Origin of the sequence: Sporosarcina sp. NPDC096371 (assembly GCF_044762865.1) — a bacterium.
Taxonomy (GTDB): Bacteria; Bacillota; Bacilli; order Bacillales_A; family Planococcaceae; genus Sporosarcina.
In genome coordinates, this window is record NZ_JBIWFE010000002.1 from 272481 (window position 1) to 288746 (window position 16266).

17 protein-coding genes are annotated in these 16266 nt (G+C 44.7%); 12 read left to right on the forward strand and 5 right to left on the reverse strand.

Annotated features, from left to right (window positions below; all coding sequences use genetic code 11):
- Positions 1-287 precede the first annotated feature (287 nt).
- Complete coding sequence (locus ACIQ0H_RS07260) at positions 288-1307, forward strand: ThiF family adenylyltransferase (protein ID WP_403412867.1); 1020 nt, start codon at positions 288-290, stop codon at positions 1305-1307.
- A 15-nt stretch (positions 1308-1322) separates the two neighbouring features.
- A complete protein-coding gene (locus ACIQ0H_RS07265; protein WP_403412869.1) occupies positions 1323-1838 on the forward strand; it encodes a MogA/MoaB family molybdenum cofactor biosynthesis protein in 516 nt (171 codons plus the stop codon).
- 26 nt (positions 1839-1864) lie between these two features.
- Here the strand turns inward: ACIQ0H_RS07265 and moaC are convergent, their stop codons facing one another.
- Positions 1865-2356, reverse strand: a complete 492-nt coding sequence (gene moaC / locus ACIQ0H_RS07270) for a cyclic pyranopterin monophosphate synthase MoaC (RefSeq protein WP_403412871.1) — start codon at positions 2354-2356, stop codon at positions 1865-1867.
- Between the two features lie 61 nt (positions 2357-2417).
- Between moaC and ACIQ0H_RS07275 the strand changes: the two genes are divergently transcribed.
- The 8 genes from ACIQ0H_RS07275 to ACIQ0H_RS07310 all read left to right on the forward strand — a co-directional run bounded on the left by ACIQ0H_RS07275 (position 2418) and on the right by ACIQ0H_RS07310 (position 8183).
- Entirely contained in the window at positions 2418-3674 is a 1257-nt protein-coding gene (locus ACIQ0H_RS07275; RefSeq protein ID WP_403412873.1) for a molybdopterin molybdotransferase MoeA, read from the forward strand.
- Positions 3662-4180 (forward strand): molybdopterin-guanine dinucleotide biosynthesis protein B, encoded by a 519-nt coding sequence (gene mobB, locus ACIQ0H_RS07280; protein WP_403412874.1) that lies wholly within the window; start codon positions 3662-3664, stop codon positions 4178-4180. The genes ACIQ0H_RS07275 and mobB overlap by 13 nt, the downstream gene beginning before the upstream one ends.
- Entirely contained in the window at positions 4167-4613 is a 447-nt protein-coding gene (locus ACIQ0H_RS07285; protein ID WP_403412876.1) for a molybdenum cofactor biosynthesis protein MoaE, read from the forward strand. The genes mobB and ACIQ0H_RS07285 overlap by 14 nt, the downstream gene beginning before the upstream one ends.
- Complete coding sequence (moaD, locus tag ACIQ0H_RS07290) at positions 4610-4843, forward strand: molybdopterin converting factor subunit 1 (RefSeq protein WP_403412878.1); 234 nt, start codon at positions 4610-4612, stop codon at positions 4841-4843. The genes ACIQ0H_RS07285 and moaD overlap by 4 nt, the downstream gene beginning before the upstream one ends.
- Complete coding sequence (mobA, locus tag ACIQ0H_RS07295; protein WP_403412880.1) at positions 4840-5412, forward strand: molybdenum cofactor guanylyltransferase; 573 nt, start codon at positions 4840-4842, stop codon at positions 5410-5412. The genes moaD and mobA overlap by 4 nt, the downstream gene beginning before the upstream one ends.
- Before the next feature lie 4 nt (positions 5413-5416).
- Positions 5417-6427, forward strand: a complete 1011-nt coding sequence (moaA, locus tag ACIQ0H_RS07300; protein ID WP_403412881.1) for a GTP 3',8-cyclase MoaA — start codon at positions 5417-5419, stop codon at positions 6425-6427.
- 360 nt (positions 6428-6787) lie between these two features.
- Positions 6788-7750 carry a 2-hydroxyacid dehydrogenase gene (locus ACIQ0H_RS07305; RefSeq protein ID WP_403412882.1) on the forward strand — a complete coding sequence of 321 codons (963 nt, stop codon included), beginning with the start codon at positions 6788-6790 and terminating at the stop codon, positions 7748-7750.
- 19 nt (positions 7751-7769) lie between these two features.
- Positions 7770-8183 (forward strand): VOC family protein, encoded by a 414-nt coding sequence (locus tag ACIQ0H_RS07310; RefSeq protein ID WP_403412884.1) that lies wholly within the window; start codon positions 7770-7772, stop codon positions 8181-8183.
- Positions 8184-8238: 55 nt separating this feature from the next.
- Here ACIQ0H_RS07310 and hutG read toward each other — a convergent pair whose 3' ends face one another.
- From hutG to ACIQ0H_RS07330, 4 genes are all read right to left on the reverse strand, one after another.
- Positions 8239-9174: a formimidoylglutamase gene (gene hutG, locus ACIQ0H_RS07315; protein ID WP_403412886.1), complete on the reverse strand. Its 936-nt coding sequence runs from the start codon at positions 9172-9174 to the stop codon at positions 8239-8241.
- A gap of 7 nt (positions 9175-9181) precedes the next feature.
- Positions 9182-10543: a sodium-dependent transporter gene (locus ACIQ0H_RS07320; RefSeq protein ID WP_403412888.1), complete on the reverse strand. Its 1362-nt coding sequence runs from the start codon at positions 10541-10543 to the stop codon at positions 9182-9184.
- Positions 10544-10981: 438 nt separating this feature from the next.
- Positions 10982-11782 (reverse strand): TIGR00266 family protein, encoded by an 801-nt coding sequence (locus ACIQ0H_RS07325; RefSeq protein ID WP_403412890.1) that lies wholly within the window; start codon positions 11780-11782, stop codon positions 10982-10984.
- 65 nt (positions 11783-11847) lie between these two features.
- Entirely contained in the window at positions 11848-12747 is a 900-nt protein-coding gene (locus ACIQ0H_RS07330; protein ID WP_403412892.1) for a TetR/AcrR family transcriptional regulator, read from the reverse strand.
- Between the two features lie 252 nt (positions 12748-12999).
- Between ACIQ0H_RS07330 and ACIQ0H_RS07335 the strand changes: the two genes are divergently transcribed.
- Complete coding sequence (locus tag ACIQ0H_RS07335; RefSeq protein WP_403412894.1) at positions 13000-14508, forward strand: DHA2 family efflux MFS transporter permease subunit; 1509 nt, start codon at positions 13000-13002, stop codon at positions 14506-14508.
- A 274-nt stretch (positions 14509-14782) separates the two neighbouring features.
- Positions 14783-16261 carry an aldehyde dehydrogenase family protein gene (locus ACIQ0H_RS07340; protein WP_403412896.1) on the forward strand — a complete coding sequence of 493 codons (1479 nt, stop codon included), beginning with the start codon at positions 14783-14785 and terminating at the stop codon, positions 16259-16261.
- Positions 16262-16266: the final 5 nt, after the last annotated feature.

Below are 16266 nucleotides of genomic sequence, written 5' to 3' on the forward strand. Positions count from 1 at the left end.
GACTCGGCCATGCATGGAGTGTGCTGTTGAATTATATTGGAAGAAGCTATATCCTTTAAAGAAAGAACCGTACGAACTAATCAGGGAAATAAGATATATTCGCCTTTTTGTATAGGGAGTATTGATCTGACTGAACGAGGAGTTTTCGATTATCAAGAGGAAATAAGACATCTACAAAATTGTTTATCTTTGAAGCGGCACATTTTATGTGATTATGCCTGTGGTGGAGAGGGCAGTGGTTCATTTGACTAGAAGACCCCGCTTTATATTATAAAGGGAGTGTTACGGTGGAAAATCGATACACGAGACAGACGTTGTTTAAGCCTATTGGACAGGTAGGTCAGGACAAGTTGAGCTCGTCGCATGTTGTCATCATTGGTTGTGGCGCATTGGGATCAGCTATTTCGGAAACACTCGTCCGTGCTGGAGTGGGTAAATTGACAATTGCGGACCGTGACTATGTTGAATCGACCAACTTACAGAGGCAACAGCTATTTAGCGAACAAGATGCACGGGATGGCGTACCTAAAGTGGTTGCGGCTGAAAGGCGTCTGAAGGAAATTCGACAAGACGTAGACATCGTAACAGTGCTCGATCATATTGACGGTCCTCTCATGGAGGAAATCACGCAAGGCGCTGATTTGATTATGGATGCCACTGATAATTTTGAAACACGTCTATTGATGAATGATGTCGCATGGAAAACGGGGATCCCGTGGGTGTACGGTGCGTGTGTAGGTAGCTCGGGTACTTTTTTTTCGTTCATTCCAGGGAAGTCGGCCTGTTTCCGTTGTTTGCTTCCGGTATTGCCAGCGGTGAATGAAACATGCGATACAGTAGGCATTATCGCACCTGCAGTCCAAATTACGGCTGCACATCAAAGTGCAGAAGCGCTAAAATGGCTAACGGGTAATGAAGAGGCGATGCGAACGAAAGTCTATCATTTTGATGTCTGGAACAATTCGCATGTAGAGGCAGGGATTTCCCGCATGCGTAGCGAAGTATGTGAGACGTGTGGAACAATTCCGACATATCCCGCGTTAAATCGCGCAGAAGGGACCGGTTATGCGGTATTATGCGGCAGGGATACGGTACAGATCATTCCGGATAGTGCACGTTCTTTGACGATTGCGGATGGAGAAAATGTTGCGAAACGTCTTGGGGATCCGTACAAAGTGACGCCTTTTTTTGTGGAATTCAATGCGAATGGCTATCGCTGTATTTTATTCGGTAATGGTCGGCTGCTAATTCATGGATTGAAGGATATAAAGGTAGGGCGTAAACTGTACCATCAATTTTTTGGCTAAACGGGAGGAAATGTCTTGTCTCATTTACATGATTCGAATAAAGAGAAGAAGCTGGTATGTTGTGTGTTAACGGTAAGTGACACGCGTGATGTGGCGAACGACCGGAGTGGATGGACAATCCGAACAAAGCTTGAAATGGCTGGGCATCATATTTTCGAAACGCGGATATGCCGGGATGATCAGATGGAAATTGAGTCGATACTTGAGGAGTGGCTAAGAAATCCGAATGTCCACGCCATCATTACGACAGGTGGAACGGGGATAGGCTTTCGTGATATCACGATTGAAACGGTGACACCTTATTTTACGAAAACGCTTGATGGGTTTGGTGAGTTGTTCCGCTTCTTAAGCTATACGGAGGACGTAGGATCGAAGGCGCTACTAAGTAGAGCGACTGCGGGTACGATTCAGGAGAAAGTTTTGTTCGCACTTCCTGGATCAGTGAAGGCGGTCGAGTTAGCGATGGATAAGTTGATTGTTCCTGAAATTCATCATATTGTGCATGAACTGAAAAAGCATCTGGAGGATTGAAAAGCGTAAGGATGCATGAAGCATCCTTACGCTTTTCGATCAAAGTCTCCATTTTTCCCACCAGTTTTTCGGAGAAGCATGGTTGGACCAATAATCATTTCTTTACCAGCGGCTTTACACATGTCGTAAATAGTAAGAGCGGCAGCAGAAGCGGCGGTAAGTGCTTCCATTTCGACGCCTGTCACGCCTTTTGTTTTTGCCTCAGCTTGAATAAAGACTTCGTAATGCGCAGTTGTTTCATCGATATTCCACTCAAAACGGATATCTACACCTGTTAGGGGGATCGGATGGCACATCGGGATAATCGTCGACGTGTTTTTTGCAGCCATGATTGCGGCTACTTGGGCTACTGCAAAGACATCGCCTTTTTTGTTTGTGCCTTCAGTAATTTGCGAATGGATGGTTTCATTGACAATGATAGAGGATGTGGCAATAGCGGTTCTAATGGTTTCGACTTTATCGGAAACGTCAACCATCTTGGCACGTCCTTGTTCGTTGAAATGTGTAAGTTCAGACAATGGATTCATTCCTTTCAAGCAATATAAGGTTAGTATACCAGAAGAATGTGGGGGGATTAGCATGGTAGAGATGAGGAAACCAATTCCGGTGTCGGAGGCGGTTCGGCTCGTTATGGATCATTTACATATTAGAGGGACAGAAATGGTTCCGCTTGAACAAACGTATGGAAGAATTCTTGGACAACCCGTCGTTGCTAGACATGATGTGCCGTCTTTTGACAGGTCGCCGTATGATGGCTTCGCGGTTCGAGCGCAAGATACAGTGGGTGCCTCAGGGGACGACCGGATTGCCTTCGATGTGATTGGTGAAATTGGGGCCGGATACGTCGCGGACCGACCGATTGGTAAGAGGGAAGCATACCGGATTATGACGGGTGCACCGATTCCTGAAAATGCTGACGCGGTGGTCATGTTGGAGCAAACTGTCGAGCACACAAGTGGCTTTACTTTACGAAAACCGTTTAGCCCTGGGGAAAATATTTCTTTCAAAGGTGAGGACGCGAAAGAAGGCGAACTTCTCATTGAGAAAGGAGCATTGATTCATCCAGGGACCATTGCACTTCTTGCCACGTTTGGTTATGCGAATGTGGAAGTGGCCAAGCGCCCTACTGTGGGCATTCTATCCACAGGTACGGAGTTATTACGGGTTGACGAGGAACTAGTGCCGGGAAAAATACGTAACTCGAATGGTCCGATGATTGCAGCGCAACTAGATCGGATGGGGATTGGCTATCAGTCGTACGGTATGGAGGCAGATGATTTAGATGCGTGTACGGAAATCGTAGAAAAAGCGCTAGCTGAAACGGATATACTGATTACGACGGGCGGCGTTTCTGTCGGTGATTATGATTATTTACCTGCTATTTATGAGCGTTTGGGTGCTAAGGTTTTATTCAACAAGGTGGCGATGCGGCCTGGTAGTGTGACGACGGTGGCGGTATTGGGTGATACATTATTATTTGGGTTATCGGGTAATCCATCGGCTTGCTTCACAGGGTTTGAATTGTTCGCGCGTCCAGCCATTATAGGGATGATGGGTGGAACGGCTCCATATATGCCAAGGATGAAGGCGGAACTTGGTGAAGATATTCTAAAACCAAATCCGTTTACCCGCTTTATCCGCGCGATATGGGACATGACCCCAGAAGGAATTGTAGTTGTGCCCGCAGGTTTCAATAAATCAAATGCGGTATCTTCTATTGCAAGAGGAAATTGCCTCATCGTTTTGCCGAGTGGTACGCGCGGATTTGTGACAGGTACGAAAGTTGATATACTTTTACTTGGCGTCGAGCAGGGCGCTAGTGAATGGTTTTTATGAAGACACTTCATGTTGTTGGATATAAAAATAGTGGCAAGACGACTCTAATTGCGAGATGGGTCCGGTTATTGAAAAAAGAAGGATTGTCGGTTGCTGTGCTGAAACATCATGGGCATGGTGGACAGCCAGCTATGCCGGATTCTTTGACCGATACGATGCAGTTTTTCGACAGTGGTGCGGATGTTTCGGTAGTTGCAGGTGGCGGTGTTGTTCAATTGTTGGTCAATGAAGAGCCTGAGTTCACTAGTATGATAGAAATGGCGACAATCGGCGATCCGGATGTTTTACTGATAGAAGGGTATAAGGAACAACAAGGCGAGAAAGTAGTTCTGTTAAGGAGTGCAGAAGACTGGGAGGCTTTGCAGAACTTGTGCGGCATTCGACTTGTCGTAGGTTGTCCAGAAATTACGATGGATAGCAGGAACATTGAGTCGAGAACAGCTTCTGAACAGTTAGATTGTTGGTTATTGGAATGGATTGAGAGGGATAGCAATGAAACCGTTTGAAATTGTAGAAACACCGATCGATACACAGAAGTATACAGACTATGTCCTCCATGCAGGTGCCGGAGCAGTGACCGTATTTACCGGGCATGTGCGAGAATGGACACATGGAGTGCGCACATTATATTTAGCGTACGAGGCGTATGTTCCGATGGCGGAAAAGAAACTGGCGCAAATTGGTGCAGAAATGGAAGAGAAATGGCCAGGCGTGAAAGTAGCCATTGCGCATAGAATCGGAGAGATGCATATTTCTGATATTGCTGTACTAATTGCGGTATCATCACCACATCGGAAGGCAGCCTATGAAGCAAATGAATATGCCATTGAGCGCATCAAGGAAGTTGTACCGATATGGAAGAAAGAAATCTGGGAAGATGGCGAAGAGTGGATTGGTGGACAGAAAAAGTATCCGGAAAAAAGGAGTGAGGAACAGTGATTAAGGTGAACTATTTTGCAAGACTGCGCGAACTGACCGGCAAGATGGAAGAAACGATTGAACAACAATCGATGACAGTTAATGAGTTGTTGGACTGGGCGGAAGCTACCTATCCGGGTTTTGGTAAAGATACAGTGCATGTTGCGGTCAATGAAGAGTATGCCTTGAAGGAAGATATTATCCAAGCCGGTGATATTTGTGCATTTATCCCGCCGGTGAGTGGCGGATGACAAGGACGGTTGGCGTCGTTCTTGCAGGTGGATTATCCCGGCGATTCGGCTCTCCCAAAGCATTCGCAAAACTGGGGGAGCGGTATTTTTATGAGATTGCCAAAGAAGCGTTGGAAGCCCAATGTGATGAGGTTATTGTTGTGACGCGGCAGGAACTTTTAGCGCAATTTCCTGCCAATGTTAATGGAATGATTGATATAATGGAATATAAAGGACTCGGTCCGCTTGCAGGGATTCTGTCTGCAATGGAATCTGTGGAAGCGGACCGCTATATCGTGTTGCCTTGCGATATGCCATATGTGGACGACGAGGTTGTCGAGAAGCTGTTGGCTCAGCATCAACAAGGTGTGACGGCAGTTATAACAGACGGCCGACACCATCCACTTGTATCCGTATGGGATGGATACGTGAAAAGCCATCTACGTGAAGCGTTGGACAACGGACAATTGCGTGTGATGGAAGTTCTTTCGCGTAGTGGCGTGATATGGATTGAAGGCAGTTTATTGGTGGATGATGTAAAGCGAGTGTTCACAAACGTGAATACACCCGAGGTATTGGAAAGGAACTGAGCGCATGGAAGCAGTCGTAGATAAGCTGGGACGTCCGATTCGGGATCTTCGAATATCGGTGACGGACCGCTGTAACTTCAGATGTTCTTATTGCATGCCGAAGGAAATATTCGGTGATGATTATGTATTTTTACCGAAAAAAGAATTGCTGTCGTTTGAAGAAATTGAACGGTTTTCCCGCTTGTTTGCCTCACTGGGTGTCAAGAAGCTCCGTTTAACTGGTGGTGAACCGTTAATGCGACGTGATCTTCCAGAATTGATAGCGAAGCTGATGGAGATTGAAGGCATTGAAGATATCGGACTGACAACGAATGGCGTGCTGTTGAAACAATACGCACAGCCGTTGTATGATGCCGGACTACGCCGTTTGAATATGAGTCTTGATGCGTTGGACCCGGAGATTTTTGGGAAATTAAACGGACGAGGCATTAAACCAGATCTCATCCTTTCCAATATTGATTATGCACAAAAAGTTGGCTTTGAAATCAAAGTGAATATGGTCGTGCAAAAGGGAGTCAATGAAGGAGAGATTCTCCCAATGGCTGCCCATTTTAAAGAGCGGGGCATTACATTGCGTTTCATCGAGTTTATGGATGTGGGTAATGATAATGGCTGGAGCTTTGAAAAGGTGGTCACGAAAAAAGAAATATATGATAGGTTGCGTGCTGTGCATGACATGGAACCTGTCGAGCAGGATTATTATGGTGAAGTTGCAAAACGCTATCGTTACACGGATAACGGGGCGCAGGTCGGTTTCATCACATCTGTGTCGGAATCGTTCTGTTCAACTTGTACACGAGCAAGATTGTCATCAGATGGTAAATTGTATACGTGTCTGTTTGCTTCGGAAGGATTCGATTTGCGGGAATTGATTCGTAGTGGAATGACGGATGTGGAGCTGCTCGATGCAATTGCAGGTGTTTGGGAGCGTCGTGGAGACCGTTATTCGGATGAACGGACGGAGCAGACAGCCAAAAATCGCAAGAAAATTGGAATGAGTTATATAGGTGGATGAGGCGCTACGATTAAGTAGCGCTTTTTTTATTGCTTAGGAAATTATAAAATCTCGAACTGTGGATAAGTTGCGACGTATAGATTTTGCGTCTAGGCTCCAGCGCCTAGCCCCTCGAGTCGTTGGGCCTACAGGATGTAGGTCATGCAGTGGGGAAGGATTGAATTGCATCCTTCCTTGTTGCCACAGGACGTGGCGTTTTTAGACTGCCTTCCTACTTGTCGGGGCTGAACAGGCGCTTGCGCTTTTGTTCTGGAAATAGCGTAGTTGTGTTGAAGGACTTTAGTGGAGTGCTGTAATCAATCTTCCTAAACTGTGGAGATGTGTTAAAATTGCGATAACGAAAGAGTAGGGGGAATTTGAATGAAACCAAGAATTTTTATAACTAGAAAACTAGATGAAGGTGTCATTGCGCCGCTTCGAGAGAAGTTTGATGTGCGGATGTGGGAGTCGGAAAGTGTCAAGGTTCCGTGTGAAGTACTAGTAAAAGAAGTGGCGGAAGCGGATGCGCTTTGGAGTGTGTTGGCAGATTCAATTGACCGTGAAGTGCTGATGGCCGGGGCAAAGTTGAAAGTTGTTTCAAATCTAGCAGTCGGTTTTAACAATATTGATCTTGAAGTAGCGAAAGAACAGGGGATTATCGTGACTAATACACCGGGCGTTCTGACGGAAACGACAGCGGATCTTACTTTTGGCCTGCTTCTTGCGACAGCACGTCGTTTGATGGAGGCGGAACATACAGTGCGATCGGGCAATTGGACGTCGTGGTCCCCGATGGGGTATACGGGCATGGATGTTGGTGGTGCAACTCTGGGGATTATTGGTATGGGACGGATCGGTGAAGCGGTAGCTCGCAGGGCAAAAGGATTTGATATGCGTATTTTGTATCATAATCGAAGCAGAAAAATGGAGGCGGAAGCGGAGCATGGTTTTGAATATGTCGAATTGGACACACTGCTGGAGGAAGCAGATTTCGTCGTGATTCTCGCGCCTTATACACCGGCAACGGCGGGATTAATTGGGGCGAGGGAGTTGGGGCTTATGAAAAATACTGCAGTTCTTATCAATGTTGCACGTGGTGGGATTGTCGATGAGGCGGCGCTTTATGAAGCATTAAAAAACGGTGACATTTGGGCGGCAGGTCTCGATGTTTTTGCAACAGAACCTGTGCCAAAAGACAATCCACTGCTGACACTGCCGAATGTTACGGTATTACCGCATATTGGTAGTGCGAGTATTGCAACGCGACTTGGGATGATGACCTTGAATGCGCAGGCGATTACGGATGTGTTGGAAGGAAGAGAGCCGGATAATCGGGTTGTTTGAAAATCGGGAGATGATGTAGATGAAAGGTTCAGCGGTACCGTATTTAACATTTTATGGACAAGGGAAAGATGCAGCAGATTTCTATGCAAAGGTGTTTGGACTGGAGAACCTTAGGACGGAAAGGTACGGAGAGGCCAATTTCCCATCACCGCCAGAAGCGACAGATTATCTGTTGCATTGCCACTTGCAAAAAGGTGATTTTCAAATCATGCTTGCAGATTCTGTGGATAAGCAGCCTGCCAGTACAAGGCATGGTCTTTCACTTACTGTTCAATGTGAAAATGTAGATGAGGCACAGCGTTTGTACGACGATTTGCGCGCAGAAGGTGAAGTGCTGATGGAACTACAGGATATGTTCTGGGGTGCGAAATTTGGCAAAGTGAGAGATAAGTTTGGCTTTGTGTGGGATTTGAATTGCGAGAAGGAAGGCTAGGTTATTAAGATGAAAAAATGGAAGACTCCTCATTTGAAGGGGTCTTCCGTTTTATTTATTTTAAAAACCCGACTACTGCCTCATTCACCAAATAAGCGCCAAGCTTCACTGTACGGTTGTTTTCATCCAAAACTGGATTCACTTCCGAAATATCAAATGATAGGGTTTTATCATGTGCAGTGACTTTTCGAATGATGGATCTGACGACGGCAGGATCTAATCCGAATGGGGATGGCGCACTGACACCTGGTGCGAAGGCGGCATTCAGAACGTCTGTGCATAATGTTAAAAAGATAAAATCATGTTGGTCGATAAATTGATCGAGTTCTTCAGTGAGAGATTCCATATCGTCTTCGTATAGATAGGCCACACCAAGCTCGTCTGCACGATCAAAGAGTTCTTGCGTGTTGCCATACCGCTGAATCCCCGCAACAAAATAACTACTTTTCTTGTCGTGATCAAGAATTTGCTTGAACATCGTACCCGACGAAGGTTGTTCATCGTAAGAACGTAAATCAAAATGGGCGTCGAGGTTGATGATACCAAGGGAGGCATCTTTTCCAATAAATTTTCGAACGCCGAGATAATGACCATAAGCAGTTTCATGACCGCCGCCTAAAATGATAGGAGTCATCTGTTGCGTTAATGTTTCAGCCACTGCATCGCCTAATTGCTGCTGGGCTTGTTCGAGCATATCACCTTGGCATTCAATATTACCCCTATCGACAAGGTGTTTTCCCTCTTCCAATCTCCAGGGAAGTTTTGCGAGTTCACCTCGTAGCGCATCAGGTGCTTTTGCTGCCCCAAGTCGTCCGTGGTTGCGACGAACACCTTCCTCGCATTCAAAGCCAATGAGGACACATGTATTGGAAGAAGCGGCGGATTCAGCAAATTCTACTACTTGGTGATAACGAAAACTGGCCCATTCTGTCGCGTGGTCCATACGTCCAGACCATACCGCTCGGTTTACTTTTAGGGGCAATAGACTCATCCTTTACTTAGTTTTTTGTAAACCAATCCCAGACGCCAAGCGCATCCAGAAAAACAATAATAATGGCGATTGGCGTTAAATACTTCAATAGATAGAACCAGCAATTAAAGAACAGCTTGCCGATGGTAGAACCTTGTTTCATTTCATCAAATAATTCTTGTTTAGATAACTTTAATGGGATGAAAATAGAAATTAATAATGCGCCAAGAGGCAACAATACATTACTCACTGCAAAATCGACTAAGTCAAAGACTGTCTTATCGAACAGTTTGACATCGGCCATTATTCCGTACGATAAGCATGAGGGAATCCCGACAATGAAAATCGCCATTCCAATTGTCCATGTGTATTTCTTCCGTTTGGAAGCATCGTTTTTTGTCATCGTTGCAACGATAATTTCAATCATTGAAAATGCGGAAGTTAGCGCTGCGAATAAGAATAAAATCAAAAATGCAATAAAGAACAGAGTCCCAAAAGGCATTTGACTAAAAACGGCAGGTAGCACGGAGAAAATCAATGTCGGACCAGCATCTGGCTCAAGACCGAATGCGAACACGCCTGGGAAAATCGCTAGACCCGCTAATAGAACGATGATGATATTCATGCTAATAATCGATATCGCTGATCCCGGTAAGTTTTGCGTTTTCGGAAGATACGAAGCATAGGTCACCATGACGGAAGCGCCTAATGTCAGTGTGAAAAATGCCTGTCCTAAGGCAAATAAAATGGTTTCGGATGTTAATTTAGTAAAGTCAGGCACCAGAAGGAATTGTACACCTTCCATTGCTCCGTCCAAGCTAAGCGAACGGATGACGATGATGATAAATAAGATGAACAGCGCGGGCATCATGATTTTACTAGCCTTTTCGATTCCCTTTTGAATACCTTGAGCTACGATAATAATGGTAAGCAACATAAAGATCAATTGACCGGCTAATGTTGCAAATGGGTTCGCTATAATTTCGCCGAATAAAGGTCCAAACTGATCTTGTGAAAGTCCGGACATGCCTCCGGTTAGTGCTTTCCCTAGGTAGAGGATAATCCATCCCCCAACAACACTATAAAAAGACAACACTAAAAAGCTAGTTACAACACCGATTCTTCCTGTAATATGCCAAGCGGAATTTGGTGCGAATTTCTTATAGGTCGTAATGGCATCACTTTGACTTTTACGACCAAGAATAAATTCACCGATGAGAAGCGGGAATCCCAATAATAGTGTGAATAACAGAAAGAGTAGTAAAAAGGCTCCGCCACCACCTGTTCCCGCGACATAAGGGAACTTCCAAATGGCCCCAAGTCCAATCGCCGAACCGGCTGCTGCTAAGACGAATCCGATTTTTGATTTCCAGTGTTCTTGCTGAGACATAAATTCAATCCTTTCGATGCAAAGCTCTTTATAAATAGTAGCGTAAAAAAGTGGTACTGTCACTCATACGAGCGATGTGTCAGCCAATACAGGGTTACTCTACTTATTATATGAGACAAATAGAAATGATTATTCATGAAGAGCTTGCCCGAGTACTAATGGGTTACTTCGATGAAAATCCGAAAGGTTAGGACCGCAAAGAGATGATGTAGCTCATGCGAGGATGGGTAAATCATCTTTCTGATAGCTGGGAAATGGAGGACATTGAAGAAGCACGGTATATTTGATTGTTATTGAATGGCGTTAATGTGTAAATGAAATTGTGTCATCAGTGGGCAAACCGACTGATGGCACGTTTTTTGATTCGCATGCTGGCGATAACCTATTCGAGCGCATAAAAAAAGCGTCATCCTATAAAAATAGAATGACACCCATCTATCATTTCCCGCCAAGCAAGTTAAACAACCCGCCGGCAATACTTCCTTCGTCACGTGAACCTCCACCAGGTGTTTGTGGTGCAGCGGCAAATACGCGGCTAGCAAGTCTAGAGAATGGCAACGATTGAACCCATACTGTTCCGGGACCCTTCAGAGTGGCGAAAAAGAGTCCTTCGCCGCCGAATAATGCCGTTTTCACGCCTTTAACCATTTCAATATCGTAATTGACCTCTTGTGTCATCGCAACGAGACAACCAGTATCTACGCGTAATACTTCACCAGGGTCAAGTTTGTACTCGATAATGGTTCCGCCGGCATGTACGAATGCCATGCCATCGCCTTCGAGTTTCTGCATGATGAAACCTTCACCGCCGAAAAAACCAGCGCCAAGTTTACGTTGAAATTCGACGCCGATGGAAACACCTTTCGCAGCGGCTAGGAAAGCGTCTTTTTGACAGATGATTTTGCCCTTATATTGACTCAAATCTAAAGGGATAATTTTCCCGGGATAAGGGGAAGCGAAATAGACATGCTTTTTTCCTGAACCGGAGTTTGTGAACATCGTCATAAATAGACTTTCTCCAGTTAACACGCGTTTTCCGGCGCCCATTAGTTTGCCCATCAGTCCACTACCGCCAGACGATTTCGAGCCATCGCCAAAAATAGTTTCCATTTTGATGCCATCTTCCATCATCATAAGTGAGCCCGCTTCTGCAATGACCGTTTCTTGTGGATCAAGTTCAACTTCTACGAACTGCATGTCGTCCCCATAAAGTTTGTAATCGATTTCGTGATTGTTCATGTAAACTGATTCCTCCTTAACCGTTTTAGTTGCTACTACCAATACGTTTGATATTCGGAAAAGTTTCATCGAGCTCCATCATTTTTTAGGATGTCGATATAGTTCCATAGATGTGTAACGATTTCGCGTACTTCCGGTTCAAATTGGGTATCACTGTATATTTCATGGAAGGATTGGGTGACTGTTTCTAAAATGAATATGCGCGGTTGCGCTGACCGTATTTCGTCCAATAAAAATTGGGTGTATTGAAAGCCGTTTGATTTTGACTCATCTTTAAGTTGTTTCAAAAGATCAGCTAATTGTGTGGTAAGAATGTCCTTTACATCGATTTTTGTGTGACTTGGAGATTGTGAAAAGTTAAGCAACTCTGGACCGATTAACGTGTCGTTTGTTGCAATCATATCGCTCATAATGGCGTCGATTCTTCTTGTTGTAAATTGGGCAAGTCGATGGATATCGATTTTATCGGTTGAACTGGTATTCCAAAAGTGGACAAGATGCTGAATCATACCCATGAGGATTACTGCACAATCGGCCGCGTATGCTTGTGCTTTTTCACCGTAAACATCAAGCAATCTTCCGGACAACCAGGAAATTTCCATAAAATGATGCTTAGTGATGAATGATCTTAAATCGGCATCGCCTGAGCTAAAAACCGATTCGTAAATCGGCAAAAGATTGTGCTCGCGATTGACGTGCATACGTATGACAATCTGTTCAGACAAGATATTCTTATCCTTAATGTCTTGACCAATTAATAATTCTCTTCTTTTAATGGTGGCTTCATCGTGGGCATATTCTAACATCGCCATTAGGCATTCGTTTTTTGACGTGAAGTAATTATAAAAAGTCCCCTTGGAGATTTGGGACTCCTCCAAAATATCTTGAACAGATGTAGCTGTAAACCCTTTTTCTGCAAACAGTCGTCGTGCAGCTAATAAAACTTGGCGTTTACGATTATTCATACAGTCACCTTTTCCTTGTGATTGGCTACCAATCCTATCCTTTTTTAGAGGTGAGGACTAATAAAAACAACGTCTTTGTACTTGCAGTATAGTTATATGGTAGCTTACAAAGGTGATTATATCAATGAAACCAAATTTTTTTCAATGAAAGCGATTACGAAGGTTGCTAATTTTGGACTGTCGGTATAAAATGTTCAACAGGGTGTACGGAGAGTACAAGTTTTATCAGTTATATAGTAAATGGGGGATTAGATGGATATTCAAAAACTGCATGAAAAGCCGCCATATGGCATGATTGCGATTCTATTTATAGGAACATTTGTAGCATTTTTGAATAATACACTGTTAAATGTCGCGTTGCCGACAATCATGACAGAGTTTTCAGTAAAACCGTCCGAAGTACAATGGCTGACGACGGGGTATATGCTGGTCAATGGTATTATGATTCCAGCCAGCGCATTCTTCGTTCAAAAGTTTACGAACCGTAAATTATTTTTGACTGCGATGACGTTATTCGCAATTGGGACATTTATTGCCATCATTACGCCAACATTTGGTTTACTAATTGTTGCACGGATGATTCAGGCATCGGGTTCCGCAATGATGGTACCGTTATTGATGAACATCATGTTGACAGCATTCCCGGTTGAAAGACGTGGAGCGGCAATGGGGATGTTCGGTCTAGTCATGTTTACGGCGCCAGCAATTGGACCGACATTGTCAGGATGGGTTGTCGAACATTATTCATGGCGAACACTTTTCGTCATTGTCTTACCGTTTGCGATTTTAACGCTCATTTATGCGTTTTTCAAATTGCGTAACATTACACCGAATCGTGATGTGAAGTTAGACATCTTCTCGCTTGCATTGTCGAGTGCCGGTTTTGGTGGCTTGCTGTATGGATTTAGTTCAGCGGGTGATAAGGGTTGGACATCGCCGCTTGTCTATGGAACGATTTTGATCGGAGCGATTGCACTTGCTGCATTCATTATCCGCCAACTTCGTATGGATGAACCAATGCTTGATTTCAGGATTTATAAATACCCGATGTTTGCATTAGCATCTGTCATTTCGATTGTTTTATCCATTGCGATGTTTTCTGCGATGATTTTGACACCGCTATACGTACAAAATGTACGCGGGATTGCACCGTTTGAGGCTGGGATTTTGATGCTGCCAGGTGCGGTCCTAATGGGTCTGATGTCTCCGATTACGGGTAAATTGTTCGATAAATACGGGGCACGCGCGATGGCAATCATTGGCCTGACCATTACGATTATCACAACGTTCTATTTAAGCAGATTGGACATGGATTCTGGTTATTATTACATCATGATGCTTTATACAGTTCGGATGTTGGGTATTTCGCTTGTCTCGATGCCAATCATGACAAATGGTTTGAACCAATTGCCGATGATTTCAAATCCGCATGGTACGGCTATGAACAATACATTACAACAAGTATCGGGAGCCATTGGTACGGCCATCCTTCTGACGATTATGACGAAAAGGATGGAAAGCTCAGGTGCGGATCTTACTGCGAATGCTGCAGCGTCTGGAAATGCACCAACAACGAGTGAAGGACTTGCGTTGTTGCAACAAGAAATTGCAACGAAAGCAATGCTTGACGGAGTGAATTTTGCCTTCTTCATCTCCATGATTGTAGCTGTGGTTGCACTGCTATTAACATTCTTTGTGAAGCGGGTCACACCGCCGAAGAGTGACATGTCATCTGATACGTCGAAGGAAAATGCAAATTAAAGAAAAGTTCGGAATGTAGTCTAACCGAATAAAGTTAGACAAATAGTTTATGCAACTTTTAAGATCTGAGTTCGGTATTTTACCGGTTCAGGTCTTTTCTTTTAGCCCCTGGACAAGCAATCAATTGTCCGGGGGTTTTTCTAGGCTCCGAGTACCCTTCGCTTTTCTTTTCATCTTTGGACAAACAAAGGAATAACATGGGGTATGTCGAAGTAGTTAAATACATTGTTAGTATTTTCGGAATGATTTGTATAACGGAAGGGGAAATGATGCAATGCAATTAAACAACTATATCGGGGGTTCGTGGCAGGACGCAGAGGGAGCGGACTATACGGCGGTTACAAACCCAGCAAATGGCATGGAACTGGCGCAAGTAAGGCTATCAACAAAGGATGACGTCGACAAGGCAGTAAAAGCTGCAAAAGAAGCGCAGAAAAAATGGGCACTCATTCCGGCACCGAAACGTGCTGACTATTTATATGAAATTGGACGTTTAATGAAAGACAAGAAAGAACATCTGGCACAAGTGTTGACCAAAGAGATGGGCAAAGTGATTGAGGAAGCGCGTGGCGAAGTCCAAGAAGGCATAGACATGGCGCTTTATATGGCTGGAGAAGGGCGTCGACTATTTGGAGAAACCGTACCGTCCGAGTTGCAGGATAAATTTGCAATGAGTGTACGTGCACCAATTGGGGTTGTCGGGCTAATTACGCCTTGGAATTTCCCGGTGGCCATAGCGACGTGGAAGTCATTTCCGGCAATCGTCGCGGGGAATACATTTGTTTGGAAACCAGCGACAGAAACGCCGATGATGGCGTATGAACTGGCGCTGATCTTTGAACAAGCAGAACTTCCTACGGGTGTCGCAAATATCGTATTTGGTGCCGGTTCGACAGTAGGAACGGCGATGATCGAACATCCTGACGTGCGGGTGATTTCATTCACAGGGTCAACGGAAACGGGGCGTCATGTCGCGGAAACCGGGGGACGTCATTTGAAAAAAGTGTCGCTTGAAATGGGTGGTAAAAATGCGGTGATCGTGATGGATGATGCAGATATTGACCTGGCGGTGGAAGGGATTCTCTGGAGCGCGTTCGGTACGGCAGGGCAGCGTTGTACGGCATGTAGCCGCGTCATTGTGCATAAAGATGTTAAGAGGGAGCTTGAGGAGAAGCTCGTTGAGGCGATGAAGGATTTATCGATTGGCGATGGATTGGATGAATCGGTGAAGATTGGTCCAGTTATTAATCGACAAGCGATTGAGAAAATACACAGCTATGTTGGCATTGGCAAAGAAGAAGGCGCGAAATTGTTGGTTGGCGGTAATGTATTGTCTGACGGTAAGTTTGCTGCTGGGCATTACTATGAGCCGACGTTATTTACAGATGTGAAGTGGGATAGTCGTTTGGCGCAAGAAGAGATATTTGGTCCAGTGGTGTCATTGATTGAAATTGGTGATCTAGATGAGGCGATTGAAGTGAATAACAGTGTGAAATATGGGCTTTCCAGCTCAATTTTCTCGCGGGATGTCAACCAAGCATTTCGGGCGCAACGCGATTTGGATACAGGAATTGTCTATGTCAACGCAGGGACGACTGGGGCTGAAATCCATCTACCTTTCGGCGGAACGAAAGGAACGGGGAATGGTCATCGTGATTCGGGTGTAGCGGCACTAGACGTCTTTACGGAGTGGAAGAGCATTTATGTGGACTTCAGTGGCAAATTGCAACGTGCCCAGATTGACACGGAATAACACCA